Origin of the sequence: Sphingomonas caeni (assembly GCF_026013415.1) — a bacterium.
GTDB classification, from domain to species: Bacteria; Pseudomonadota; Alphaproteobacteria; order Sphingomonadales; family Sphingomonadaceae; genus Sphingomonas; species Sphingomonas caeni.
The window spans coordinates 256,779-281,177 of record NZ_JAPDOK010000005.1; the positions used below are offsets into that span (position 1 = coordinate 256,779).

At 68.2% G+C, this 24,399-nt stretch carries 25 protein-coding genes; 11 read left to right on the forward strand and 14 right to left on the reverse strand.

The genetic code is table 11. The features are described from left to right. Nucleotides 1-74: 74 nt before the first annotated feature. Entirely contained in the window at nucleotides 75-929 is an 855-nt protein-coding gene (locus tag OF829_RS14520; protein WP_264940802.1) for a hypothetical protein, read from the forward strand. Here OF829_RS14520 and gatB read toward each other — a convergent pair. From gatB to OF829_RS14545, 5 genes are read right to left on the reverse strand one after another with little or no spacing between them, the layout of a single operon-like run. Continuing rightward, on the reverse strand, nucleotides 898-2,400 hold the full coding sequence (gene gatB, locus OF829_RS14525; protein WP_264940803.1) for an Asp-tRNA(Asn)/Glu-tRNA(Gln) amidotransferase subunit GatB: 1,503 nt from the start codon (nucleotides 2,398-2,400) through the stop codon (nucleotides 898-900). The genes OF829_RS14520 and gatB overlap by 32 nt on opposite strands. A gap of 1 nt (nucleotide 2,401) precedes the next feature. Further along, entirely contained in the window at nucleotides 2,402-3,259 is an 858-nt protein-coding gene (locus OF829_RS14530) for an FkbM family methyltransferase (protein ID WP_264940804.1), read from the reverse strand. A 4-nt stretch (nucleotides 3,260-3,263) separates the two neighbouring features. Further along, nucleotides 3,264-4,745 (reverse strand): Asp-tRNA(Asn)/Glu-tRNA(Gln) amidotransferase subunit GatA, encoded by a 1,482-nt coding sequence (gene gatA, locus OF829_RS14535; RefSeq protein WP_264940805.1) that lies wholly within the window; start codon nucleotides 4,743-4,745, stop codon nucleotides 3,264-3,266. Beyond that, nucleotides 4,742-5,029, reverse strand: coding sequence for an Asp-tRNA(Asn)/Glu-tRNA(Gln) amidotransferase subunit GatC (gatC, locus tag OF829_RS14540; protein WP_264940806.1), 288 nt, complete (start codon nucleotides 5,027-5,029; stop codon nucleotides 4,742-4,744). Before gatC ends, gatA begins: the two co-directional genes overlap by 4 nt. A 39-nt stretch (nucleotides 5,030-5,068) precedes the next feature. Then, the gene (locus OF829_RS14545; protein WP_264940807.1) at nucleotides 5,069-6,871 is read right to left on the reverse strand and encodes a DUF4153 domain-containing protein; all 1,803 of its coding nucleotides are present in this window, start codon (nucleotides 6,869-6,871) and stop codon (nucleotides 5,069-5,071) included. A gap of 172 nt (nucleotides 6,872-7,043) precedes the next feature. Here OF829_RS14545 and OF829_RS14550 point away from each other — a divergent pair, with 172 nt between their 5' ends. Both OF829_RS14550 and ruvX read left to right on the forward strand, forming a co-directional pair. Then, nucleotides 7,044-8,144, forward strand: a complete 1,101-nt coding sequence (locus tag OF829_RS14550; protein ID WP_264940808.1) for a DUF3089 domain-containing protein — start codon at nucleotides 7,044-7,046, stop codon at nucleotides 8,142-8,144. 105 nt (nucleotides 8,145-8,249) lie between these two features. Beyond that, nucleotides 8,250-8,711, forward strand: a complete 462-nt coding sequence (ruvX, locus tag OF829_RS14555; protein WP_264940809.1) for a Holliday junction resolvase RuvX — start codon at nucleotides 8,250-8,252, stop codon at nucleotides 8,709-8,711. Here the strand turns inward: ruvX and OF829_RS14560 are convergent. After that, nucleotides 8,698-9,630: a sterol desaturase family protein gene (locus OF829_RS14560; protein ID WP_264940810.1), complete on the reverse strand. Its 933-nt coding sequence runs from the start codon at nucleotides 9,628-9,630 to the stop codon at nucleotides 8,698-8,700. The two genes, ruvX and OF829_RS14560, sit on opposite strands and share 14 nt — an antisense overlap. A 142-nt stretch (nucleotides 9,631-9,772) precedes the next feature. Here OF829_RS14560 and OF829_RS14565 point away from each other — a divergent pair, with 142 nt between their 5' ends. From OF829_RS14565 to OF829_RS14580, 4 genes are all read left to right on the forward strand, one after another. Beyond that, entirely contained in the window at nucleotides 9,773-10,444 is a 672-nt protein-coding gene (locus OF829_RS14565) for a hypothetical protein (protein ID WP_264940811.1), read from the forward strand. Between the two features lie 67 nt (nucleotides 10,445-10,511). Continuing rightward, entirely contained in the window at nucleotides 10,512-10,790 is a 279-nt protein-coding gene (locus OF829_RS14570) for an HNH endonuclease (RefSeq protein ID WP_264940812.1), read from the forward strand. Between the two features lie 12 nt (nucleotides 10,791-10,802). Further along, entirely contained in the window at nucleotides 10,803-11,792 is a 990-nt protein-coding gene (locus OF829_RS14575) for an aspartate carbamoyltransferase catalytic subunit (protein WP_264940813.1), read from the forward strand. After that, entirely contained in the window at nucleotides 11,789-12,997 is a 1,209-nt protein-coding gene (locus tag OF829_RS14580) for a dihydroorotase (RefSeq protein WP_264940814.1), read from the forward strand. The genes OF829_RS14575 and OF829_RS14580 overlap by 4 nt, the downstream gene beginning before the upstream one ends. A 91-nt stretch (nucleotides 12,998-13,088) precedes the next feature. Here OF829_RS14580 and OF829_RS14585 read toward each other — a convergent pair whose 3' ends face one another. From OF829_RS14585 to OF829_RS14595, 3 genes are read right to left on the reverse strand one after another with little or no spacing between them, the layout of a single operon-like run. Beyond that, nucleotides 13,089-14,486, reverse strand: coding sequence for an SPOR domain-containing protein (locus OF829_RS14585; protein ID WP_264940815.1), 1,398 nt, complete (start codon nucleotides 14,484-14,486; stop codon nucleotides 13,089-13,091). Next, a complete protein-coding gene (locus OF829_RS14590) occupies nucleotides 14,483-15,085 on the reverse strand; it encodes a hypothetical protein (RefSeq protein ID WP_264940816.1) in 603 nt (200 codons plus the stop codon). The genes OF829_RS14585 and OF829_RS14590 overlap by 4 nt, the downstream gene beginning before the upstream one ends. Continuing rightward, nucleotides 15,085-15,801 (reverse strand): ParA family protein, encoded by a 717-nt coding sequence (locus tag OF829_RS14595; RefSeq protein WP_264940817.1) that lies wholly within the window; start codon nucleotides 15,799-15,801, stop codon nucleotides 15,085-15,087. The genes OF829_RS14590 and OF829_RS14595 overlap by 1 nt, the downstream gene beginning before the upstream one ends. Before the next feature lie 200 nt (nucleotides 15,802-16,001). On the opposite strand from OF829_RS14595, the gene OF829_RS14600 reads away from it, so the two are divergent. Continuing rightward, complete coding sequence (locus OF829_RS14600) at nucleotides 16,002-16,991, forward strand: SPOR domain-containing protein (RefSeq protein ID WP_264940818.1); 990 nt, start codon at nucleotides 16,002-16,004, stop codon at nucleotides 16,989-16,991. 123 nt (nucleotides 16,992-17,114) lie between these two features. Here OF829_RS14600 and OF829_RS14605 read toward each other — a convergent pair whose 3' ends face one another. The 5 genes from OF829_RS14605 to serB all read right to left on the reverse strand — a co-directional run bounded on the left by OF829_RS14605 (nucleotide 17,115) and on the right by serB (nucleotide 21,090). Then, on the reverse strand, nucleotides 17,115-17,990 hold the full coding sequence (locus OF829_RS14605) for an alpha/beta fold hydrolase (RefSeq protein ID WP_264940819.1): 876 nt from the start codon (nucleotides 17,988-17,990) through the stop codon (nucleotides 17,115-17,117). Between the two features lie 152 nt (nucleotides 17,991-18,142). Next, nucleotides 18,143-18,553 carry a GFA family protein gene (locus OF829_RS14610; protein WP_264940820.1) on the reverse strand — a complete coding sequence of 137 codons (411 nt, stop codon included), beginning with the start codon at nucleotides 18,551-18,553 and terminating at the stop codon, nucleotides 18,143-18,145. Then, on the reverse strand, nucleotides 18,550-19,338 hold the full coding sequence (locus tag OF829_RS14615; protein WP_264940821.1) for a PhzF family phenazine biosynthesis protein: 789 nt from the start codon (nucleotides 19,336-19,338) through the stop codon (nucleotides 18,550-18,552). The genes OF829_RS14610 and OF829_RS14615 overlap by 4 nt, the downstream gene beginning before the upstream one ends. Beyond that, nucleotides 19,331-20,185, reverse strand: coding sequence for a GNAT family N-acetyltransferase (locus tag OF829_RS14620; protein ID WP_264940822.1), 855 nt, complete (start codon nucleotides 20,183-20,185; stop codon nucleotides 19,331-19,333). The genes OF829_RS14615 and OF829_RS14620 overlap by 8 nt, the downstream gene beginning before the upstream one ends. A gap of 26 nt (nucleotides 20,186-20,211) precedes the next feature. After that, the gene (gene serB / locus OF829_RS14625; RefSeq protein WP_264940823.1) at nucleotides 20,212-21,090 is read right to left on the reverse strand and encodes a phosphoserine phosphatase SerB; all 879 of its coding nucleotides are present in this window, start codon (nucleotides 21,088-21,090) and stop codon (nucleotides 20,212-20,214) included. On the opposite strand from serB, the gene miaA reads away from it, so the two are divergent. The 3 genes from miaA (at nucleotide 21,089) to ilvN (ending at nucleotide 24,355) form a co-directional block, all read left to right on the forward strand. Then, nucleotides 21,089-22,018, forward strand: coding sequence for a tRNA (adenosine(37)-N6)-dimethylallyltransferase MiaA (gene miaA, locus OF829_RS14630; protein WP_264940824.1), 930 nt, complete (start codon nucleotides 21,089-21,091; stop codon nucleotides 22,016-22,018). The two genes, serB and miaA, sit on opposite strands and share 2 nt — an antisense overlap. Before the next feature lie 79 nt (nucleotides 22,019-22,097). Beyond that, nucleotides 22,098-23,840, forward strand: a complete 1,743-nt coding sequence (locus OF829_RS14635) for an acetolactate synthase 3 large subunit (protein WP_264940825.1) — start codon at nucleotides 22,098-22,100, stop codon at nucleotides 23,838-23,840. Next, nucleotides 23,840-24,355 (forward strand): acetolactate synthase small subunit, encoded by a 516-nt coding sequence (gene ilvN / locus OF829_RS14640; RefSeq protein ID WP_264940826.1) that lies wholly within the window; start codon nucleotides 23,840-23,842, stop codon nucleotides 24,353-24,355. Before OF829_RS14635 ends, ilvN begins: the two co-directional genes overlap by 1 nt. Nucleotides 24,356-24,399 lie beyond the last annotated feature (44 nt).

The following is a 24,399-nucleotide window of genomic DNA, read 5'->3' on the forward strand; positions in this document are numbered from 1 at the left end:
GGCGGGCAACCCGGCGGCGCAATGGCGTTTCGCGCCTGCCGTGATAGGTTCGGAACGGAGGAGAAGGATCGCCCATGGAAGCGCGGAAGACGACGCGATCGATCGGGGCCTTCGCGGTATCCTCGCTGTTCGCCGCGGCTTTGGTCACCGTCGCGCTGCCGGTATCGATGTGGTCGGTCATCGTCGTCTACTGGTTCGTCACCGTCGCCGCTTTCATGCCGATCGGTCTGCCGCTCTATCTCGCCGCCCGTGCAACCGGCCGGGTCAACGCGTGGAGCGCTGCCATCGCCGGAGCACTCACGGGCGTGACATTCCCGCTCCTGCTGTCGGTGCCGGCGCTCGGGATCGACACGTGGCGCGTTGCCTTGCCCTATTTGCTCGCTGGCGCGGCCTCGGGGCTGGTGTTCCGGCTAGTGCTCAACATCGAATCACGCGAATCGCGCCTGCGGATCGCGCTGGGCGCCGCGGCGCTGGCGGCGTCGAGCTGGGTGAGCTTCCAGCCCAGCTTCGCCTATAGTTGCCATATCCAGAACCTTCGCGGCGCGTTGCTGGTGGGGCCGCATGAGTCCTTCTATCTCGACCTGCCCGAATCCGAATGGGAGAAAGCGCGCGGCGAGATCGAACGCTTCGCGCATGAGAATGGCTGGACGATCGTTCGCGATCTGGGTCCGCCGGTGTCGCTGGGCGGGCCGGGCTCGATCCAGATCTGCGGCACGCCCGGCACGCTGATATCCGCCCGCCCCTTCGACAGGCCGAACCATATCTGGGAGGTCTCGGTCACCCAGCATCGGGGCGACGAGTGGCAGGCGACCTTCCCCGTGCTGCGCAAGCGGCTCGTGGAGCGATGGCCCGGCGCGGTCCGCGAGATCAAGGACCTGCCTGTCGACAAGCCGTCGCCTAGCCCAACGCCTTCTTCAGCAGCTCGTTGACCACCGCCGGGTTCGCCTTCCCCCCCATCGCCTTCATCGTCTGGCCGACGAAGAAGCCGAACAGCGCCTCCTTGCCCCCGCGATACTGTTCGAGCTGGTTGGGGTTGGCCGCGAGCACGCCCGCGATCACTTCCTCGATCGCGCCGGTGTCGCTGGTCTGCTTGAGCCCGCGCTCCTCGACGATCTTGGGCGCACCCTCGCCGGTTTCGAGCATGATCTCGAACACCTGCTTGGCAAGCGTGCCGGAAAGCGTGCCGTCCGCGACCAGCGCGAGCAGTTCGGCACCCTGCACCGGGCTTACCGGGCTCTCGGCCAGATCCTTGCCCAGCCGGTTGAGCGCCCCGAACAGGTCCGAGATCAGCCAGTTGGCGCTCGCCCGCGCCACTTCCTGCTCGCCCTTGGCCTGCACCCGTGCGCTCTCAGCCAGCAGCGCCTCGAACCAGCGCGCGGTATCCGCGTCGGCGGTCAGCACCGCGGCATTGTACGCGGTCAGGCCCAGCTCGCTCTCGTAGCGGCGGCGCTTGGCGTCGGGCAGCTCGGGCAGGCTCGCTCGGCACGCCTCGAGGAACGCGTCGTCGAGTTCGAGCGGCAGCAGGTCGGGATCGGGGAAGTAGCGATAGTCGTGGGCATCTTCCTTCGATCGCATTGCGCGCGTCTCGCCGCGGTCGGGGTCGAACAGCCGTGTCTCCTGGACGATCCGGCGCCCCGCCTCGATCTCCTCGACCTGGCGCTTCGCCTCGATCTCGACGACCTGCATCACGAAACGCACCGAATTGACGTTCTTGGTCTCGGTCCGCGTCCCGAATTCGTCGCCGGGCCTGCGCACCGAGACATTGACATCGGCGCGCATCGATCCCTGGTCCATATTGCCGTCGCACGACCCGACATAGCGCAGGATCGACCTGAGCTTCGCCAGATAAGCCCCTGCTTCGGCTGGCGAACGCATGTCCGGCTTCGACACGATCTCCATCAGCGCGACGCCCGCACGGTTGAGATCGACATAGGAGCGCGTCGGATGCTGGTCGTGCATCAGCTTGCCCGCATCCTGCTCGACATGGATGCGCTCGATGCCGATCGTCTTGACCTCGGCCTCGGGGTCCTTCTCGTCGAGGCTGATCTCGACCTGCCCCTCGCCCACCAGCGGGTGGAAGAGCTGGCTGATCTGATAGCCCTGCGGCAGATCGGCGTAGAAGTAATTCTTGCGGTCGAAGCGCGACCATTTGTTGATCACCGCCCCGATCGCCATGCCGGTGCGCACCGCCTGGCGGATGCACTCGCGATTGGGCGTGGGCAGCATTCCCGGCATCGCCGCGTCGATCAGCGACACCTGGCTGTTCGGCTCCGCCCCGAATTCGGTCGCGGCGCCCGAAAAGAGCTTGGCGTTCGACGTCACCTGCGCATGGACTTCGAGGCCGATCACGACCTCCCATTCGCCGGTTTCGCCATGGACGCGATAGGCTGTGCTCGCCATCTCAGTTACCCTGTTTCTTGCTTCGGGGCGCGCGGCGCTTGGCCGGCGCGGGTTTGTCGGGAACCATCAGGAAATTGGTGTTCACCGCATAGCGTTTATAGGTCTTTTCGGTGCGATAGCCGATCTCGCGGCAAAATGCCTCGAATGCCGGGATGTTGCGGTCCTCGACCTCGACGAAGATCGCGGGACGGTGCGCCGCGATCGTCGCGCGCAGGCCCGCGAGCACCTGCATCTCCAGCCCTTCGGTATCGATCTTGAGGAAGGCGACGGGCTCGTCCTTGAGCAGCGTATCGCCCGCGACGATCTCGAACGCGCCCTCGGCGCCCGGCACCATCCAGGCGCCGCCCAGATTGGCGTGCGGCAGATGGATGCTCGCCCGACCGGGCCCATCGCCCAACCCGACGCGGTGGACCGTCACCTTCTCGCTCAGCCCGTTGAGCGCGAGGTTGAGGTCGAGCACGCGCAGCGCCGGCGGGTTGGGCTCGAACGCGATCACCCGTTCCGCCCCCAGCACCAGCATCGCATAGAGGCTGTGGTTGCCCACATTCGCCCCCGCATCGACGAACAGCCCGCCCTTGAAGTACGGCGCCAGCAGCGCCAGTTCCTCGGCCTCGTAGAAGCTCCCGCGCAGATGATGCCGCTGGATCACGTCGCTGCCATCGGCGACGAAGAAGCGGACCTTATGCCCCTCGGCACGCGTCTCGACCACCGCGCCGCGCGTCACCTCGGGCGGATCGCGCCGCCACTGCAGCGACAGCCCCGCCGCGCGCGACCCCGGCGTCTCGATCCGGCCGACGGCGAGCCCGGCACGCTGCAACAGCTCCCCGCCCCGCTGCAGCGCGCGATTGACCAGGCTCATCGCCTCACCACCAGGCGTCGGGACGTGCCGTGAACCCCGCCCGCTCCTCGATCGCGAGGCCCGCATTGAGCACGCGCTGCTCGTCGAGCGGCTTGCCGATGATCTGCAGCCCCAGCGGCAACCCGTCCTTGTCGAGCCCGCCCGGCACGCTCATCGCCGGAAGGCCCGCCAGGCTCGACGGCACCGTGAACACGTCGTTGAGGTACATCGCCAGCGGATCGGCGAGCTTCTCGCCCAGCGCGAACGCCGCGCTCGGCGCGGTCGGGGTCAGCAACAGGTCGCACACCGCCCAGGCGTTGTCGAAGTCGCGGGCGATCAGCGTGCGGACCTTCGACGCCTGGGTGAAGTACGCGTCGTAGAAGCCCGCCGAGAGCACATAGGTCCCGATCATGATCCGGCGCTTGACCTCGTCGCCGAAACCGGCGGCGCGGGTCGCGGCGTACATTTCCTGCAAATTCGCGCCCTCGGGCAGGTCGCGCAGGCCGTATCGCACGCCGTCATAGCGCGCGAGGTTCGACGAGGCCTCGGCGGGGGCGATGATGTAATAGGCCGGCAGCGCATATTTGGTATGCGGCAGCGACACCTCGACCACCTCGGCACCGGCATCCTTCACCCAGTCGATGCCCTGCTGCCAGAGCGCAGCGATCTCCGCGGGCATGCCGTCGACCAGATATTCGGCCGGCACGCCGACGCGCAGCCCGCGCAGATCGGACGACAGCCCCTCCTCCCACTTCGGCACCGGCAGGTCGAGCGAGGTCGAATCCTTGGGATCGAACCCGCTCATCGCCTCGAGCATGATCGCGCAGTCGCGCACATCACGCGCCATCGCCCCCGCCTGGTCGAGCGACGAGGCGAAGCTCACCACGCCCCAGCGCGAGCAGCGGCCATAGGTCGGCTTGATGCCGCTGATGCCCACGAACGCCGCGGGCTGGCGGATCGAACCGCCGGTGTCGGTGCCGGTCGCGCCCGGGCAGAGCCGCGCCGCCACCGCCGACGAGCTGCCGCCCGAAGAGCCGCCCGGCGCCATCGCGGCGTTGCTGCCGCGCTTGCGCCACGGCGAGATGACGTTGCCGAAATAGCTGGTCTCGTTCGACGATCCCATCGCGAACTGGTCGAGGTTGAGCTTGCCCAGCATCCCCGCGCCCGCGTCCCACAATTTCTGCGAGACGGTCGATTCATAGACTGGCTTGAACCCCTCGAGGATGTGGCTCGCCGCGGTGGTCTGCACGCCCTTGGTGCAGAACAGATCCTTCATGCCGATCGGCACGCCCGCAAGCGGCGCGAGCGGCCTGCCCGCGGCCAGCGCCTCGTCGGCGGCCTTGCCCGCGGCGATCGCATGCTCGGGCGTCTCGACGATGAAGGCGTTGAGCGCCTTGGCGCGGCTCACCTTCACCACGAACGCATCGGCGACCTCGCGGCCCGAGAATTTCCCCTGCCGGATGCCGTCGCGCAGCTGCGCGATGCCGAGATCGGTGATGTCGCTCATTCCACCACCTTCGGCACGGTGAAGAAGCCATGCTCGCCCTGCGGCGCGTTCGCCAGCACCGCGTCGCGCTGCCCGCCCTCGGTCACCACATCGTCGCGCAGGCGAAGCGTGTTCGGGATCACCGCGGTCATCGGCTCGACGCCCTTGGTGTCGACCTCGCCCAGCTGCTCGATCCAGCCGAGGATGTTGTTGAGTTCGGGCACGAGCCGATCGGCATCGGCGTCGGTGATCGCGATGCGGGCGAGGCTCGCGACCTTCTTCACGGTGGCGCTATCTACGGACATGAGGGGCGCCTAGCAGGGGCGCCCCCCGTCCATCAAGCGCTAGAAGGCGTCCCCCACGGGCACGCCGCCGACGAACACCTGCCGCCGCTCGACCTTGCGCACCTCGATCTGCCCGGTCCGGTAGCCCGCACCGGCCTTGGCCCGCGCGGCGTCATCGAGCTGCCAGCCCGGCGGCGCCTGGACCCATTTGCCGCCCAGCACCACATAACGCTGGGGCGACTGCGCGATGCACACCGTCTCCACCGCGGGGGAAACGACCGTCCCCTCCGGCTTGCCCGCCGGCGCCGGTGCCGGCGTCTCGAAGCAGCCCCCCTGGATCAGCAGCGCTTCCTGCTCGCTCACGAAGAACAGGGTGCATTTGCCGCCGTCGCCGCTGTCCCGCCCGCATGGATAGTGATCGACGATCAGCGCGCGCAGGTCGGCCGGGAGCGTCCTGCCCTCCGGCAGCAGCCTCAGCCTCTCCTCGAGAGTCGCGAGCGTCGCGTGCCCTTCGCCCCCGTCAGTCACTTCCCAGCGGTCCGTCGCCTGCCCCGCGGCGATCGCCTGCTTCTTGATCGCGGCGTTGGGCGAGTGCTTCAGCCGCTCGATCGCCGCCCGCCCGGGTTCGCCAAACTCGAACGCCAACGCCCTCCAGTCGAACTTCTCCGGCGTCAGCTTGCCCGATTCGAGCCGCGCGACCTGGTCGCGGGTCGAGATCGCGTTGAAGCTCACCAGCGGCGTCGCCAGCACCAGCGCGACCAGATAGAGCAGGATCGCCAGCCCCAGATTGGCCGGCCGCACCTTCGCCGCCCAGTCGGCCCGGCCAAGCAGCAGCGCGGCCAGATAGGCCAGCCCATAGGCGCAGGCGATGATCACGAAGGTCAGCGCCCAGAGCCGCTCCGGCGTGAAGCCATATTGGTTGATCCGCAGCCCGATCGCGACTCCCGCGATCACCGCCAGCGGCAGCATCACCGCCGCCAGCGCCATCGCCCCGCCCTTGAGCAGCGGAAATTGCCGCTCCTGATCCGGCGCATTGCCGATCACCGCATTGGCGAGGATCAGCGCGCCGACGGTGCAGCTCAGCAAGATCGCGGTCGAGTTCCCCGCCGCCCAGAGCGGCGCGAGCCCGGTGGCGGGCAAGGCACCCAGGAACATCACCAGCCCCACCGCGAGCACCGGTGCCAGCACCGCGAGCACGGTCGCCACCACCCGCTGGAGCAGCCGCACCACGAAGTCATGCTCGCGCAGCAACCCGAGCCCCGCGCCGAACGCCAGCCCGATCAGGCACCGCCCGAACCACATCTTTTCCAGCAGCTCCTGGAGGAAATCGATCTTGATGAGGTGGAACAGCGCGGCCAGCAGCCAGGCCAGCGCGAAGACGATCCCCACGAACACCCAGCACGCGACCCACAGCACGATATTGGTCCAGGCATGATCGTGCACCGAAGGGTAAGGGAAATGGATCCCGTCGGCATCGCGTGCCGCCTGGAACAGGGGCGCCGCGATCGCGAGCGCCAGGGCGAGGCTGAACATCCGCCACCCGTCGCCGCCGCCCCAATGATCGGGATCGCCGTTCCACCAGAAAATCCCCGCAGCCGTCGCCCCCATCGCCAGCGCGAAGATCAGCGACGCCCACCAGTGCCGCCGCTCGAGCGTGAAGCCGAACAGTCCGGCCGATACGATCAGCCCAGAAAGCTTGGTGAGCTGCCACGCAGTATGCGCGCTCGTGAAATCGGCGCCGATGATCAGGTGCACGCCATAGCCCGCCGCCAGCCCGATCAGCGCCAGCAACACCGGCCGCAGCGGCCATGGCGCGGTCTCTTCCGGCGCGGGCGCCTCCGTTTCCTCGAACGAGTCGGTCATGATCCCCTCCCTGACGCCATGGCGCGATGGGGAGGGTCTCGCATCGCGGCCCCGGGGTAAAGTGGATTTCCCGTGCAGACCGGGACAGGTTGCATCCCGAGCAACCATGTATCACGGGGAACGCGATTGCCGCGGGGGCGGTTATGTTGCATTGCACAACGGAGAGTGCCGCTTGGCCCGCAAGTTCCTCTATCTGGTGGTCGTCCTCATCGTGATCGCGCTCGCCACCACCTTTGCCTTCCGTTTCTGGGGCGCCGAGCTGCTCAGGCAGGCGCTCGTCCCCAGCGTCCAGGTCGCCGCGCTCCCCCCGCCCGGCAGCTATGCCCGCGCCGAGATGTGGATCGCCCGGCCCGACAAGCCCGGCAACCCCGCGCTCTGGACCCCCGCGGGCCACAGCCCCGCCGCCAACCCCGAGGCTGCGGTCTTCTTCATCCACCCCACCTCCTTCCTCGAGCGCACCCGCTGGAACGCCCCGCTCGACAATGCCGAGGCCAATGCCCGCGCCGAGCTGTTCCTGCGCGGCCAGGCGAGTGCGTTCAACGCGGTCGGCGCGATCTGGGCGCCGCGTTACCGCCAGGCGACCTTCGGCGCCTTCCTCACCAGCAAGGAGGAAGCGCACAAGGCGATCGACTTCGCCTATCGCGACGTGCTCGCCGCGTTCGAGCAGTTCCTGGTCGAGGCCGGCGACCGGCCGATCATCCTCGCGGGCCACAGCCAGGGCGCGCTGCATTTGTCGCGCCTGCTCGCCGAGCGGATCGCGGGGACCAGAATCGAGAAGCGCATCGTCGCGGCCTATGTCGTCGGCTGGCCGGTCTCGATCACCGCCGATCTGCCCAGAATGGGGCTTCCGGCCTGCGCCACCGCCGATCAGGCCGGCTGCATCCTCTCGTGGCAGAGCTTCGGCGAGCCCGCCGACACCGGGCTGATCACCGACGCCTTCGATGCCAGCACGGGCTTCACCGGCCTCCCCCGCAAGGGCACCGCGTTCGTCTGCACCAACCCGATCACCGGCAAGGCGAACGACACCGCCCCGGCGCAGGCCAATCTCGGCGCCCTCCTCCCCACCAAGGACCTCACCAACGCCACGCTCGAGCCCGGCCGCGTCCCCGCGCGCTGCGCCGGCCGCGGCTTCCTGCTGATCGGCACCAACCCGCCCGATCTCGGCCCCTATGTCCTGCCCGGCAACAATTATCACGTCTTCGATTACAGCCTGTTCTGGGCCAATATCCGCAAGGACGCCGAACGCCGGCTGGCGGCGTTCTCGAACAAATAACCGTCATCCCGGCGAAAGCCGGGACCCAGGGAATCGCACGCGACGCAGCCCGTGGCTCTGGGTCCCGGCTTTCGCCGGGATGACGGTTGGGGTTAGAGGGAACGGATGATCACCCCCCTCGCCCCCGATTATCGCGAAGCCCTCCCCCAGGGCGGCCGCCTGCTGGGCCTCGATGTCGGCACCAAGACGATCGGCACCGCGCTCTGCGACGCGCAATGGAGCTTCGCCTCTCCCGCCACGCTGATCCGCCGCACCAAATTCACCAGCGACAAGGCCGCGCTCGCCACCTTCGCCGCGCAGCAGCAGGTGAAGGGTCTCGTCATCGGCCTCCCCCTCAATCTCGACGGCAGCGACAGCCCCCGCACCCAATCCACCCGCGCCTTCGCCCGCAATCTGGAGGATATGGGTCTCCCCATCCTCCTGTGGGACGAACGCTGGTCCACGGTCGCGGTCGAACGGACGATGATCGAGCAGGACCTCAGCCGTGCCAAGCGCGCGGAGCGGATCGACAATATGGCCGCCGCGCACATCCTTCAGGCCGCGATCGACGCGCTCACGCGTCCTTGAAACCCACCGGGCGGATCGCCTCCCCCACCATGGCCGCCGCGCTCGCCACCGGCTCGCAATAGATATCGGCCGCGGTCCGATAGGGATTGTCCGCCCCCAGCGACGCCGCATCGAGCCCCAGCCGGAAACGCTCGCCCGGCTCCGGCACGTACAGCGTCCCGAACATCCAGTCCCAGATCCCGAAATTGCTGCCGAAATTGCGCCCGCGATGCCGCGCCTCGGCGCTGTGGTGGATCTGGTGCGTCACGGGAGCGAGCACCAGCCGGTTCCACCACCCGAAGCAGATCGCCAGATGGCTATGCCCCAGCGCGCCCTTGAGCTGCCCGATCCCCGCCACCACCCCGAGTCCCCCCAGCGTGCCGCCCAGGAAGCTCCCCCCGGTCAGCATCAGCGCCAGCACTGCTCCGGCCAGCGTGAACGGAAACTCGATCGCCATCCCGACGAGCAGGTCGATCGGATGCCCCTGTATCTGCACGAACGGGGTCAGCACCTCGGCCGAATGATGCGGCCGGTGAAAGCGCCACAACAATGGCGAGGCATGCTGGGCGCGATGCTGGACATAATTGCCGAAGTCATGCGCCAGCCAGATCAGCGCGACCTGGATCGCGACGCCCGTCCATCCCCCCACTCCGGCCAGCGGCACTCCCGCCCCGGCGATCGCCTGCGCCGCGATCAACGAGGTCACCACCCCGCCCCCTTTGAAGATCAGCGCCAGCGACAGGCAGTAATTGACGAACCCGATCGAATTGGCCTGCCGCCGATAGAGTTCCGCCGGAAACACATGCGCCAGCGCCCGCGACCATCGCGTCCCGCGCAGCCGAAACCGATAGTCGAGCAAGCCGATCAACAAGAAGAGCGCCGCCGGAACCGCGACGATCTCCGGCTCCGCGACCGGCAAGGTATTGGTCCAACCGAACATGCCGCCGAATCCCCCTGCCACCACCCTATCCAATCGAACAAACGACCGCCACCATCCCCGCGCTCTTCTTGCTCGCTAAAGCCGTTTTCCTTCCGCGATCGGTCGTGATACGCAGAGCCCGGGCAATCAAAGGGGGAAATCGATGCGCGGCACCATGACCTGGCTCTTGCGGGCAAGCCTCGCGCTCGCGCTCCTCAACCCCGCGCTCGCCGCGGCCCAGACCGCCCGCCCCGCGCCCACCGCCCCCAGCGGCGGCCCCACGCTGGTCCCCGTCGCGCAGGTCTGCGACGCGACCTCGATCGATTCGCCGCCGGGCAAGGCCTGGTGGGCCGCCGAGCGCTGGCGCTACGCTGACGACGCCACCGCCACCAAGGCCTATCAGACGCTCGTCAACAACGGCCTGGGCGGCTCGCCCTGGCCGACCTGGTTCGTGCCGACCCAGCCCTCGGCCAGCGGCACGCTCATGGCGGCGCCCACCGCCATCCTGCCCGTCGGCACCCGTTTCCAGATGGCGCTCGCCCCCGGCCAGAAGGAGACCTGGCCGGGCGGCTGGGGCACGTTCGACTATATTTCGACCGTCGAGGACGTCCGCAAATACCTCGCTGTCACCCTCGTCTTCAAATCCCAGGTCGATCGCGTCGTCACCTATGAGGTGACCCGCATACTCCCCGTGGCGATCGGTCCGATCGGCCCTCAGATCGACACCCAGGCCTGCCAGTACCTCCCCGGCCGCTGGTCGCAATTCAACATGCTGGTGCCGGGCAGCGACCGGATGGACTATCTCAAGGTCATCGAGGTACGGCCGATTCAGTGAAGGCGGCGGTTACTTCCGCTTAGCGATTGGGGCGTAGCTTCCGCCCTATCGTTAGCTGGGGGACATCATGGCCCTGAATAGCCGCTATGCGCGCAACGTTCGTGTCCGCCGTGCCGCCGAGCAGGGCAATCGCTGCTGCTATTGCCGCCGGCCCTTCACCGAAACCGGCCCGACGCGCCCGACCATCGAGCATTGCAAGGCCAAGATGGACGGCGGCCGCGACAATGTCGCCAACCTCAAGGCTGCCTGCGATCATTGCAACAAGCATCGCGGCAGGCAGATGAACCGTGATCGTCAGGCAAAGAAAGCCGCCGCGAAGCTTGCGCCCCCCGCCCCACCCCGCTAACCGGCCCCTTTAATGCCAGCCTCAGATCATCGCCCCGCCGCCCAGATCCCGGGCGGCGCCGTCTTCCCGCACCGGCACCTGACCGGCATTGCGGGCCTCAAGCCGCATCAGATCCTGTTCCTGCTCGACGAGGCCGAACAATGGGTCGATGCCAACCGCGCCCATGCCAAGCCCGACAAGCGCCTCGCCGGCCTTACCCAGATCAACGCCTTCTTCGAAAACTCCACCCGCACGCTCCTCTCGTTCGAGATCGCGGGCAAAAGGCTCGGCGCCGATGTGGTCAACATGCACGCCGCCCAGAGCTCGGTGAAAAAGGGCGAAACCCTCATCGATACCGCGGTCACGCTCAACGCGATGCGCGCCGACGTGATCGTGATCCGCCACGGCAGCTCGGGCGCGGTCCAGCTGATCGCGACCAAGGTCGATTGCCCGGTGCTCAACGCCGGCGACGGCTGGCACGAACATCCCACCCAGGCGCTGCTCGACGCGCTCACCATCCGCCGCCGCCGCGGCAGCATCGCCGGCCAGCGCGTGGTGATCTGCGGCGACATCCTCCACAGCCGCGTGGCGCGATCGAACATGCTTGCGCTGACCGCATTGGCCGCCGAAGTCCGCGTCTGCGGCCCCGCCACGCTGATGCCCGCGGCGATCGAGCGGATGGGCGTCACCCCCTTCGCCGATTTCGACACGGCGCTCGACGGCGCCGACGTGGTGATGATGCTCCGCCTCCAGAATGAGCGGATGAGCGGCGCCTTCATCCCCTCCACCCGCGAATATCATCTCCGCTACGGCCTTACCGACGAACGGCTGGCGCGGGCGAAACCCGACGCGCTGGTGATGCACCCCGGCCCAATGAACCGCGGAGTCGAGATCACCTCCTCGGTCGCCGATCACCCCGAGCGTTCGGCGATCACCGAACAGGTCGAGATGGGCGTCGCGGTCCGCATGGCCTGCCTCGACGTCCTCACCCGCCGCGCGCGCGGCGTGGAGGGCTGGGCATGAAACGCTTCTTCGCCAATTCCCGGCTGCTCTCCGGTGCGGACTCGCTCTCGATCGATGGCGACACCATCGTCGCGGACGTCCAGGACGACGCCGAAGTCATCGACTGCGCCAAGCTCGCCCGGAACGGCGGCATCCTCGCCCCCGGCATCATCGATCTCGGGGTGTTCGCGGTCGACCGCAAGGCGTGCCGCGCGGGCGGGATCACCCGGGTCGGCCTCATGCCCGATCAGTCCCCGGTGCTCGACGATCCCGGCATCGTCCGCCGCGCCGCGCTGATGGGCAAGCCCGACCTCTGGGTCCACCCCCTCGCCGCAGCGACCCAGGGCCTTGCCGGCGCCGACCTCGCCGAAATGGCGATCAACGCCGCCGCCGGGGCCCGCGCGGTCGCCACCGGCCGCCGCTGGATTTCGGACTCGGGCGTGATGCGCAAGGTGCTGGCCTATGCCCGCGATTGCGGGCTAACGGTCATCGCCCACGCCGAGGATAGCGGCCTCACCGCCAACGCCGTCGCGACCGAAGGCGAGACCGCAATGCGCCTCGGTCTCGCCGCCGCCCCCAGCATCGCCGAAGCGCTCGCCATCGCGCGCGATGTGGCGCTGGCCGAAGAAACCGGCGCCCGCCTCCATTTCCGCCAGGTCACCACCGCCGCCGGCTTCGATCTGATCCGCCGCGCCAAGGCCCGCGGCCTGCCCGTCACCTGCGGCATCACCCCCGCGCATCTGCTGCTGTCGGACATCGACATCTTGGATTTCCGCACCTTCGCGCACCTCTCGCCGCCGCTGCGCGCCGAATCCGACCGCCAGGCCGCGCTCGCCGCGCTGGCGGACGGCACGATCGACGTCCTCGCCTCGGGCCACGATCCGCGCGGCCCCGAGGAGAAGCGCCTGCCCTTCGCCGATTCGGAGCCCGGCATGTCGGGCACCGAGACACTGTTCGCGCTCGGCATGACGCTCGTCCACAACGGCACGATCGACCTGCCCCGCCTGTTCGAGCTGCTCGCGCGCAACCCGGCGCGCATCCTCGGCGTCGATGCCGGCGCGCTCGAACCCGGCCTCGCCGCCGACATCGTCCTGATCGATCCCGACGCGCCGTGGCAGATCTCCGGCGCCGAGATGCACGCCCGCGCCGGCAACACGCCGTTCGACGGGATGCCGGTCCAGGGCAAGGTGATCAAGCTGTGGAAGGGCGGGCGCGAGATCGCCTGAGCGGGTTGGAAATGTTGGATTCCGGCGCCGTGAATCAAAAGGGGCCCGGAAAACCGCCGGACCCCCTAACTTTCCTAACGTTCGACGCCGCTCAGCGCGACGCCAGCCGCGTTTCGTTCGGGCGAATCCAGCTCGCGACGCGGTCGCCGGCACCGGCCCGCACGAAGCAGGTCTGGCCGCTCGCGCGCACCGTCCGGCACAGCGAATCGGCATCGTTGCGCGCAAAGCCGCCGACCGACAGGCGATAGAAATTGCCCGCGCCGGTGCTGATGTTCGCGCCCTGCGGCGTGTGGCGGCCCAGCGCCGGGATACGGCGCGAGGTCCGCGCCCAGGCATCGCGGGCGACGCCCGGGCTGTCATAGGCGCCGAGCTGGACGTAGAAATTGCCCTTGGCATAGCTCACCCGCTGCGGCGCGGCGGCGGGAACGCGCACCGCGGCAACGCGGGCCGCGGCCGGACGCACGACCGAAAGCGGCGCCGGACGAACCGGGGTCAGCGAAACCGCCTGGACGATCTCCGCACGCGGGCCGAACACGACCGACGGCGTGGTGCCGGCGACGGCGACAGGCTCAACGCCAGATTCAACGGGCGTCTGAGGCTCGACCGCGGCGACATCGACGCCCGTCTCGGCGCTCACCTGCGTTGCCACTTCGGCGGCGTTGCTGGGCGTTCCGGGCATATAGGTGTCGACCGGATCGGGCACCGGCACCGGCGCGGGCACCTCTGCTGCGGCGACTCCGACATTGGGGTTCGCGACCACCAGCGCCAGCGCAGTCGGCTGGCCGGCATCCTGGATCGGACGCACGCCGAGCAGCGACGCGACCTGGTCATAGGCGTTGGCCGGGCGCGCGAAGCTCGCCCATTGCATGATCCGCGCATCGACATCGGCGGGCGACAGATCGATCGACGCGACCGTCTTGGCGTCGGCCCAGCGCCCGGCGAGCGCGAGGCTCAGCGCGAGGTTCTGGCGGGTCTTGGGGCTGGCATCGGCCGCGCGCGAAGCGGGCTCGAGGATCTCGATGGCGCGCATCGGATCGCCGGCCAGCGCATAGGCGAGGCCGCGATCGCTCGCCGCGATATTGTCATGCGCGTCGAGCGTATGGCGCGCGCCCGACCAGTCGCCCTGCGCGATCTGCGACAGCGCGAGGTTGAGCGCGACGGGGCCATTGTTCGGATCGAGCGTCAGCGCATCGGTCAGCGCCTGCCGCGCCGAGACGAAGCGCCCCGCGAGCAGATAGGCCTGCCCCAGCAGCGCGCGATATTCGGCAACGTTGGGCGCGAAGGAGACCGCGAGCTCGGCATGCTGCACGGCCTTGTCGGCCTTGCGCTTCGCCATGTATTTCCGCGCGGCGGCGGCTTCGCTCGCGGCACGCTTGGGGTTCTCGGCCGACGCGGCGGAGGCCATCATGCCCGGGAACGCGGCACCGCCGACGGCTCCCGTCAGCACGAGCGCGGAAAGCCCGATCGAGAGCAACATACGGGTCTTCATGATCCAGTCCTTCCACCCCGCGCGGAAAGCTGGGTCGCCAGCGTGTCCACGTCGGTCAGCGATTCGAGAAAAGCGTCGAGCGCCTCGGTCACCAGTTGCTGCGCCGAACGATTGGTGACCGCCGATGCGAGGCGCAGGCGCAGGTGGCGGTCGGTATCGAGCCGCAGCGTGAACGCGGCCTTGGATTTGCTGCTACTCACCTCGCGCGCGACGCGGGCGAGCGTGCCCTGCGTGACGATCGCCTTGGGTGCGGGAGCCGCGGCGGGCGCGGGCGTGAAGACGGGCTCGGGCTCGGCCTGGACCGCCGGCTGCCCGGATTTTTGGGGCGTGAACTGCTCGGCCAGCACGTCGCGCTGGCGCAGTACCTCGGGCTCGGGAGCTTCGATCGGCGCCGAGGGCGGCACCGCGACGGGGGCGACGGGCGCGACCGGCTGGTGCGCCTGGACGAATTCCTCGCCCATGTCGTTCCAGCCCAGATCGTCCTGGCTGGGGGTGAGCGACACATAACCCTGCGGCCGCATCGCGGGGCGGGCATGGCCCTTGCGGGCGAGCAGGCTCGACGAGAGCGAGGCCATCGGCTTGGGGGTCCCGAAGCTCATCACGACACCACCCGGCGGCCAAAGCCGCCTGCCGGGCGCGCCGCGCCATAGTGATTGACCTGCGCCGCGGGGGCCGTGAACACGGTCCGGCGGAAATTCTTCTCGAGCCGGTCGTTGATATAGCCCCACAGCTCGGTGATTTCCTGTGCCGAGCGGCTGTTCGGATCGGTTTCCATCACGGTGCGCCCGTCGATCATCGACGAGGCGAAATCGGTGCGGTGATGGATCGTGATCGGCGCGACCGTGCCGTGCTGCGACAGCGCGACCGCGGCTTCGGAAGTGATCCGCGCCTTGGGCGTCGCGCCATTGACGACGAAGATCAGCGGCTTGCCCGCGCGGTCGCACAGATCGACCGTGGCGCCGACGGCGCGAAGGTCGTGCGGGCTCGGCCGGGTCGGGATGACGATCAGCTCGGCCACCTGGATGACGCTCTGGATCGCCATGGTGATGGCGGGCGGCGTATCGATCACCGCGGTGCGGAAACCCTGCTGGCGCAGCACCTCGAGATCGGCTGCAAGCCGCGCGACCGTGGTCTGGGCGAAGGCCGGAAACTCGGTGTCGCGCTCATTCCACCAGTCGGACAGCGATCCTTGCGGATCGATGTCGATCAGGACGACGGGTCCGCAACCAGCCCGCTGTGCCTGCACCGCCAGGTGCCCGGACAGCGTGGTCTTTCCCGAACCACCTTTCTGCGATGCCATCGCCAGGACGCGCATGTACCCCTAAACTCCCGGTAATCCCTGGAAACGAAGTGCCACGGCGGGAGATAAGAAGAGGTTAACGCGTTCCGCACCGGGACTCTTCCCCCTCCCGCGCGGCGTAAGGATTTCTTTCACAATCGATGGTTAACTGTCACTTATCCATGGTTGCGGGGGCGCGGGAGTTTTTTGCGATGAAGTCTGTCTGGTTGGCCGCAATGGCCGGCTCTTGCGTGATCGCGGCGATGCCCGCCCATGCGCAGGTTTCCGAGGACGAGCAGGTCAAGCAAGGCGTCGAAGCCTGGGAACGCGGCGACTACCGGGCCGCGGTCGACAAGTGGCGCGGCCCCGCGATCGCCGGCAACCCCGATGCGCAGTTCAATCTCGGCCAGGCCTATAAGCTCGGCCGCGGCGTTGCCGCCGATCTCAACATGGCCGAGGACTGGTACCGCAAGGCGGCGCTGCGCGGTCATCCGCAGGCAGAGGATAATTATGGCCTCGCCCTGTTCCAGAACGGCAAGCGCGCCGAGGCGGTGCCCTGGCTCGAAAAATCGGCCAATCGCGGCGAGCCGCGCGCGCAGTTCGTGCTCGGCACCATGTATTTCAACGGCGACGGCGTCGAGCGCGACTGGGTGCGCGCCTATGCGCTGATGGTCCGCGCGTCGCAGTCTGGCCTGCCCCAGGCCTCGGCCGCGCTCGCGCAGATGGACAAATATATCTCGCTGCAGGATCGCCAGCAGGGTCTCGCGCTCGCGCGCACGTACGAAGATATGGCGAACCGCCCGCAGCCGCCCGTCGACTATTCGCGCCCCGCGACCCAGCCGACCCGCGTCGCCGCCACGACGACCCAGCCGAACCGCCGGTCGCCGCAGCAGAACGGAACGCTCCCTGCCATCCAGCCGCGCCCGACGCCCACACCCACGCCCCCGCCGACCCAGGTCGCGGCGGTCAACAAGCCCCCGGTCGTACGTCCGCCCGTCACGGCGCCCGTCCGCGACGGCGGCTGGCGCGTCCAGCTCGGCGCGTTCGGCGATCCGAACAACGCGCGCAAGCTCTGGGGCCAGGTCGCGGGCCGCTTCCCGGGCCGCCAGGTCTATTATGTGAAGTCGGGCAGCCTGACCAAGGTGCTCGTCGGCCCCTTCGCCTCGCGCGCCGAGGCTGCCGGCAGCTGCCGCGGGGTCAGCCCCTGCGTGCCCGTTTCGAACTAAACTCCTTCTCCTTTTAGGAGAAGGAAGGGGCCCGCCGCGAAGCGGTGGGAAGGATGAGGACAGACCGCCCTCACCCTTCCGCAAGCTGCGCTTGCTCCCTCCCTCTCCCAATGGGAGCGGAATTTACGCCAAAGCCGGCTCGATGATGATCGGCGCGTCAGCCACCAGCTCGCCCTCGATGAACGCCAGCAAGTCCGCATTGATGATATCGGCATGCGTCGTGCACATCCCGTGCGGCAGGCCCGGATAGACCTTGAGCGTGCCCTGCCGGAGCAAATTGATCCCGATCAGCGCCGAATCGGCGATCGGCACGATCTGGTCGTCATCGCCGTGCATCAGCAGCACCGGCACGTCGATCGCCTTCAGATCCTCGGTGAAGTCGGTTTCGGAAAAGGCCTTGATGCAGTCGTAATGCGCCTTGGCGCCGCCGATCATGCCCTGGCGCCACCAATTGTCGATCACGCCCTGCGAGACCTGCGCGCCCGGGCGGTTATAGCCGTAGAAAGGCCCGCTCGGCAGGTCACGATAGAATTGCGCGCGATTGGCGGCGAGCGCGGCGCGCAGGCCATCGAAGGCCTCGATCGGCGTGCCGCCCGGATTGGCGTCGGACTTGACCATCACCGGCGGCACCGCGCCGATCAGCACCGCCTTGGCGACCCGGCCCGGCTCGGCGCGCGCGACATAATGCGCCACCTCGCCGCCGCCCGTCGAATGGCCGACATGGATCGCGTCCCGCAGATCGAGCGCGCTGGCAAGCGCCTTCACGTCCGCGGCATAGGTGTCCATCTCGTTGCCCGTATCGGTCTGCGACGAACGGCCATGACCGCGCCGGTCATGCGCGATCACGCGATAGCCCTTTTCGAGGAAGAACAGCATCTGCGCGTCCCAATCGTCGGCGCTCAGCGGCCAGCCATGGTGGAAGACGATCGGCTGCGCATCCTTCGCACCCCAATCCTTGTAGAAGATCTGGGTGCCGTCCTGAACCGTGATCATCGGCATAGCATGAGCCCTCTCGACTGGCCGGCACGGGAGCGCCGGCATGGTTGCGTGGAATCGGCGATGCCGCCTGTCGCAGTCGAATCGGGGTCGGGCGGAGGCGCCGATGCGCTGGCGTTACGCGGTGATCGGGTCAGTTCAATTGCATTTCGAGGTTAGCCGGATGTTCGGGGTGCAATCGGCCGCGGCCCCGGCCATTCGGGGCGCGCACCGGGGTCCTCGACGGTCATGTTCGCCCCCTCGGTCGCGCGCAGCGGCACCGATTCCGGATCGAAGCCCTGAAGACAGAAGGCATTGACCCCGAAATGACCGGGCGCCGCGCGCTTGCGGTGGAAGACATAGATGCCGCAGCGGCTGCAGAAATGATGCTCCGCTACCCTGGTATTCCATTGATAGAGCGTCAGATGCTCGCGCCCCGCGGTCAACCTCAGCGCCGCTTCGGGCACCCTGGCCATCACCGCGTTGCGGATCGCGCACAGCGAACAGTCGCAGGTCGTCAGCTCGGCGATCTCGAAATCGACCTCGAAGCGCACCGCGCCGCAATGGCAGGCACCGCGATAGCTCATAGCCGGGCCCGCCCTTCGAGGAAGAAGACGCAGCCGCCCTCGAGCTCGACACGGTCGCCGATGAGGCGGCAGATCACCTCGCCGCCGCGCCGCGATGCCTGCCACGCGCGAAATTCCGATTTGCCCAGCCGCGCCGCCCAATAGGGCGCGAGCATGCAGTGCGCCGCCCCGGTCACGGGGTCCTCGTTGATGCCCTTGGCCGGCGCGAAATAGCGGCTGACGAAATCATGTGCGCCATCGCCCGGCGCGGTGACGATCACCCCCGGCCGGTCCATCGCGGCGACGCCCGCCATATCGGGCGCGAGCGCCCGCACCTGCGCCGCACTGGCGAGCACCGCAATATAGTTGAAGGCGTTGACGCGAACCTCATCCGGACCCGCGCCGAGCGCTTCGGCCAGCCCCGCGGGCGCCGCGACGGACTCCGAGGGCCGCGCCGGGAAATCGAGGACATAGCCGCCGCCAGCCCGCCGCACCGCGAGCGGGCCGCTCGCCGAATGGAAGGTGACGCGCTCGCGCCCGGGCTCGAGCCGTTCCATCACCACCGCCGCGCTGGCCAGCGTCGCATGGCCGCACAGCGGCACCTCAACCGCGGGCGTGAACCAGCGCAACCGATAGTCCGCGCCCTCCGCGACGAGGAAGGCGGTCTCCGCGAGATTATTCTCCGCGGCGATGGCCTGAAGCAGCGCATCGTCGGGATAGCCGGGCAGCACCATCACCGCCGCCGGATTGCCGCCGAACAGACGATCCGCGAAGGCATCGACCTGGAAGATCGGGACTTCAGCCATTGGCGGACTCCATCGCCGTCGCGTCCTTCGCCTCCACCGGACCGGCCGACGGCGCATCAAGTTTTAGATGGACCGCCGCACCCGGCTCGCCGCGCACCTTGAACAGGCCGGTGGAGCGGGCATATTCCTCGAACCCGGCCTTGCGCAGCAGCGCCAGCGACGCGGCATTGTCGGGATGCGTCGCGACATGGACCTCGGGCACGCCGCGCCCGAACGTGTAGCCCAGAAACGCCTGCAGCGCCTCGCTCGCATAGCCCTGCCGCCATTCGCCCTTCGCCAGCAGGAAGGTGAGCCATGGCCGCGACATCGATCCGATCACGCCGATCACCCTCCCTTCGCGCTCGATGATGAAGACGTCGCTGGTCTCGGGCGGCAAAGCGCAGAGCCGCTCGAGCCATTGCCGGCTCTCCTCGATGGTGGCGTAGGGCGGCCGGTCCCAATAGCGCAGTGTCTCATCGTCGGAAAAGATCGCGTGGATCGCTTCCCCGTCCTCCCATTGGGGCCGCCGTAGCACGAGCCGCGCGGTGCGGATGCTTCTGGCGCGCACGCCAAGTCCCGCAGCCGGCGAAACGCCGCCCGGCTGAAAGCCCACACCCACCCACAAGATTGCACCGATCAGGAGAAGCGCCGGCACGGGCCCTCCCCAATGGGAGGCATCCGTTATGGCGTCCGCCGTCAGCACCGCCGCATCGAGATTGGACGGCAGCCTGTCCGAGGCGGAGCCCGCCGCGCGAAGCCCGGCCTCAACCCCCGCGGCCACGAGCGCCTCCGCCATCGCATAACCGATCGTCAGCGTCGCGAGGAACAGCGCCAGCCGGGTCAGCCCGCGCTTCCAGTTCAGCGCCACGCCGGCGCCGGACGAGCCATGCGGCGTCAAGTAAGGACCCACTCCGCCCGAGAAATCCCCTGCGCGTAGAGCAACGCCGTCAGGTCGCCATGATCCACCCGTGCGCCCGCCGCCGCGGCGACGATCGGCTTGGCGTGATAGGCGACCCCCAGCCCGGCCTTGCGGATCATCGCGAGGTCGTTGGCGCCGTCACCCACCGCCAGCGTATCCGCCAGGTCGAGCCCGCGCTCGGCCGCCGCGCCCAGCAGGCTGGCCTCCTTGGTCGAACTGTCGACGATCGGCTTGGCGACCTTGCCCATCAGCATCGCATTCTCGATCAGCAGCCGGTTGGCGATCATCCGCTCGAACCCGATCCGCTCCCCCACCGGCTCGGCAAAGCGCGTAAACCCGCCCGAGACGAGCACGGTCAGCGCGCCCCGCGTCCGCATCGTCTTCACCAGTGCCTCGGCGCCCGGCATCAGCCTCACCCGCTCGGCGAGGCAGCGGTCGATCGCGCCTTCCTCCAGCCCCTCGAGCAGCGCCACCCGCGCATCGAGCGCCTCGGCGAAATCGAGCTCGCCGCGCATCGCCCGCTCGGTCACCTCGGCGATCTGCGCCTTGATCCCGGCATAGTCGGCCAGTTCGTCGATGCATTCCACGGTGATCATCGTCGAATCCATGTCCGCGACGAGCAGCTTCTTCTCACGGCCCGCCACCGGCTGGACGATCACGTCGGTCGCCGCAAACGCGCCCTCCAGACCAGCCCGCGCCGCACCCGGATCATGCGCGAAATCGAGGTCCGCCGCCCTGCCCTGATCGAGCCAGCGCCAGCCGGCCGGCGCGCAGCCGGAACTCGCCAGCCGGTCCGCAGCCACGGACATTTCCCCGGCACTCAAAGCTTCTGCTACAAGCGTTGCTACGAACATGACCGGCCCCAATCTCCCGAAGGTCGCGCTCATCGCAGGGCCGACCGCCAGCGGCAAGTCCGCGCTCGCCATCGCGCTTGCCGAAAAGCGTGGGGGAATGGTGATCAACGCCGATTCCGCGCAGGTCTATGCCGATCTGCGCATCCTCACCGCGCGCCCGAGCGAGGAGGAGGAAGCCCGCGTCCCGCATCGGCTGTTCGGCCATATCGACGGCGCGGACACCTATTCGGCGGCGCGCTGGGCCGCGGAGGCGCGCGCGGCGATCCATGACGCCCACGCCCATGGCCTGTTGCCGATCCTCGTCGGCGGCACCGGCCTCTATCTGCTCACCCTGCTCGACGGCATCGCCCCGATTCCCGAGATCGAGCCCGAGATCCGCGAGGAAATTCGCGCGATGCCGGTGGCGGACGCGCATGCGCACCTGACGAAGCTCGACCCCGAAGCCGCCGCCCGTCTCCACCCGAGCGACACCACCCGCGTCGCCCGCGCGCTCGAGGTGATCCGCTCGACCGGCTTCCCGCTCGCCTATTGGCACGCCGAGCGCACCGGCGGGATCGGCGGCGAGATCGCGCTCTCGGCGAAAATCCTCCTGCCCGACCGCAACTGGCTCCACGCCCGCACCGACACACGCTTCGAAATGATGCTCGAAAGCGGCGCGGTCGACGAGGTCCGCCAACTCGAAGCGCGCACCGACCTCAGCGAAAACGCCCCGGTCCGCCGCGCGATCGGGGTGCGCGAGATCGCCGACTGGCAGGCGGGGCTCATCACCCGCGACGAAGCCCTCGCGCGGGCCCAGGCGGCGACGCGGCAATATGCCAAGCGCCAGTACACCTGGTTCCGCCGTCAGCCCCCAGGGGCCTGGGAGCGGACGACAGAGACAGAAACATACACTTTGCTTGACCAATTTGAAAGAAAATTGTTTCAATAGCGCTTGACCTAATATTTTCGTGCGATTAGCAGCGCCGTTCCAGCGGTGTTATGACGCACCGCAGCAAGGGAGGTTCGACGTGGCCGAGAAGAGCGGAGCAGACATACTCATCGAGACGCTGTGCGATCTCGGTGTGGAGGTCGTGTTCGGCTATCCGGGCGGCGCGGTGCTCCCCATTTACGATGCGCTGTTCAAGCAGGACCGCATCAAGCACATCCTCGTCCGCCACGAGCAGGCCGCGACCCATGCCGCCGAAGGCTATGCCCGCTCGACCGGCAAGCCCGGGGTCGTGCTCGTCACTTCGGGCCCCGGCGCGACCAATGCGGTCACCGGCATCACCGACGCGCTGATGGATTCGATCCCGATGGTCGTGATCACCGGCCAGGTCCCGACCGCCTTGATCGGCACCGATGCCTTTCAGGAGGCCGATACGGTCGGCATCACCCGGCATTGCTCGAAGCATAACTATCTCGTGAAGGACCCGGCGCAGCTCGCCGATGCGGTCCATGAGGCGTTCCATATCGCCACCGCGGGCCGGCCGGGTCCGGTGGTGATCGACATCCCCAAGGACGTCCAGGTCGCCACTGCCCCGTCGCGCAAGCCGGGCCGGAACACCCAGCGCTACGCTCCGCAGACCAAGGCCGACGCCGCGGCGATCGAGGCGGCGGTCGATATGCTCGCGGCGGCGGAACGGCCGATCCTCTACACCGGCGGCGGGATCATCAATTCGGGGCCCGAGGCGACCCGGCTGCTGCGCGAACTGGCCGAGCTCACCGGCGCGCCGGTCACCTCGACGCTGATGGGCCTCGGCGCCCTGCCCGCTTCGTCGGATCAGTGGCTCGGCATGCTCGGCATGCACGGCACCTATGAGGCCAATCTCGCGATGAACCGCGCCGACCTGATCATCGCGCTCGGATCGCGCTTCGACGATCGCGTGACGGGCCGGCTCGACGCGTTCAGCCCGAACAGCCGCAAGGTCCATGTCGATATCGACCGTTCGTCGATCAACAAGAATGTCCGCGTCGACCTGCCGATCATCGCCGATGTCGGTTCGGCGCTCGCGGACATGGTCGCGGCGTGGAAGGCGCGCAAGCACCCCAAGCCGGACCTGTCCGAATGGTGGCGCCGCATCGAGGGCTGGCGCGCGCGCCGCTGCCTCGATTTCGCCGACCGCGCGGACGAGATCATGCCCCAGCGGGCGATCCGCGCGCTCTATGAGGCGACGAAGCACAAGGCGCCGATCATCACCACCGAGGTCGGCCAGCACCAGATGTGGGCCGCGCAGCATTTCGGCTTCGAGGCACCCAACAAATGGCTGACCAGCGGAGGCCTTGGGACCATGGGCTACGGCCTCCCCGCGGCGATCGGCGCGCAGCTCGGCAATCCGGATGCGCTGGTGATCGACATCGCCGGCGAGGCCTCGATCCAGATGAACATCCAAGAGCTGGCGACCGCGACCCAGTACCGCCTGCCGGTCAAGATCTTCATCCTCAACAACGAATATATGGGCATGGTCCGCCAGTGGCAGGAGCTGACCTATCAGTCGCGCTACTCGGAAAGCTATAGCGACGCGCTCCCCGATTTCGTCAAGCTGGGCGAGGCTTATGGCTGGAAGGGCATCCTCATCGAACGCCCCGACCAGCTCGACGCCGGCATCGCCGACATGCTTGCTTATGACGGCCCGGTGATCGTCGATTGCCGCGTGGCGAAGCTCGCCAATTGCTTCCCGATGATCCCGAGCGGAGCGGCGCATACCGAGATGATCCTCGAGGGCAACGAAGTCTCGGGCGAGATGGACGACGAAGCGAAGGCGCTGGTCTGATGCACATCAAGCAGGAAGCCAGCGAGCGCCACACGCTCACCGTCATCGTGGACAATGAACCCGGCATCCTCGCGCGGATCGCCGGCCTGTTCACCGCGCGCGGCTACAATATCGAGAGCCTGACGGTGAGCGAGATCACCGACGACCGCGCGGTCAGCCGCATCACCATCGTCACCTCTGCCTCCGCCCATGTGATGGAGCAGATCATCGCCCAGCTCGAGCGGCTGGTGCCAGTGCACAAGGTCACCGACCTGACGGCGCTCGGCCCCCATGTCGAGCGCGAGCTGGCGCTGGTGAAGGTCGCGGGCACCGGCGATCACCGGATCGAGGCGCTACGGCTGGCCGAAGTCTATCGCGCACACGTGCTCGACGCGACCATCTCGAGCTTCGTGTTCGAGGTGACCGGCGGGCGCGACAAGATCGACAAGTTCGTCGAGCTGATGTCCGAAGTCGGCCTGGTAGAGGTCGCGCGGACGGGTGTCGTCGCCATTTCGAGAGGGAAAGAGGCGGCCTAGAGCCACAAATACCACCGTCATCCTGAACTTGTTTCAGGATCCAT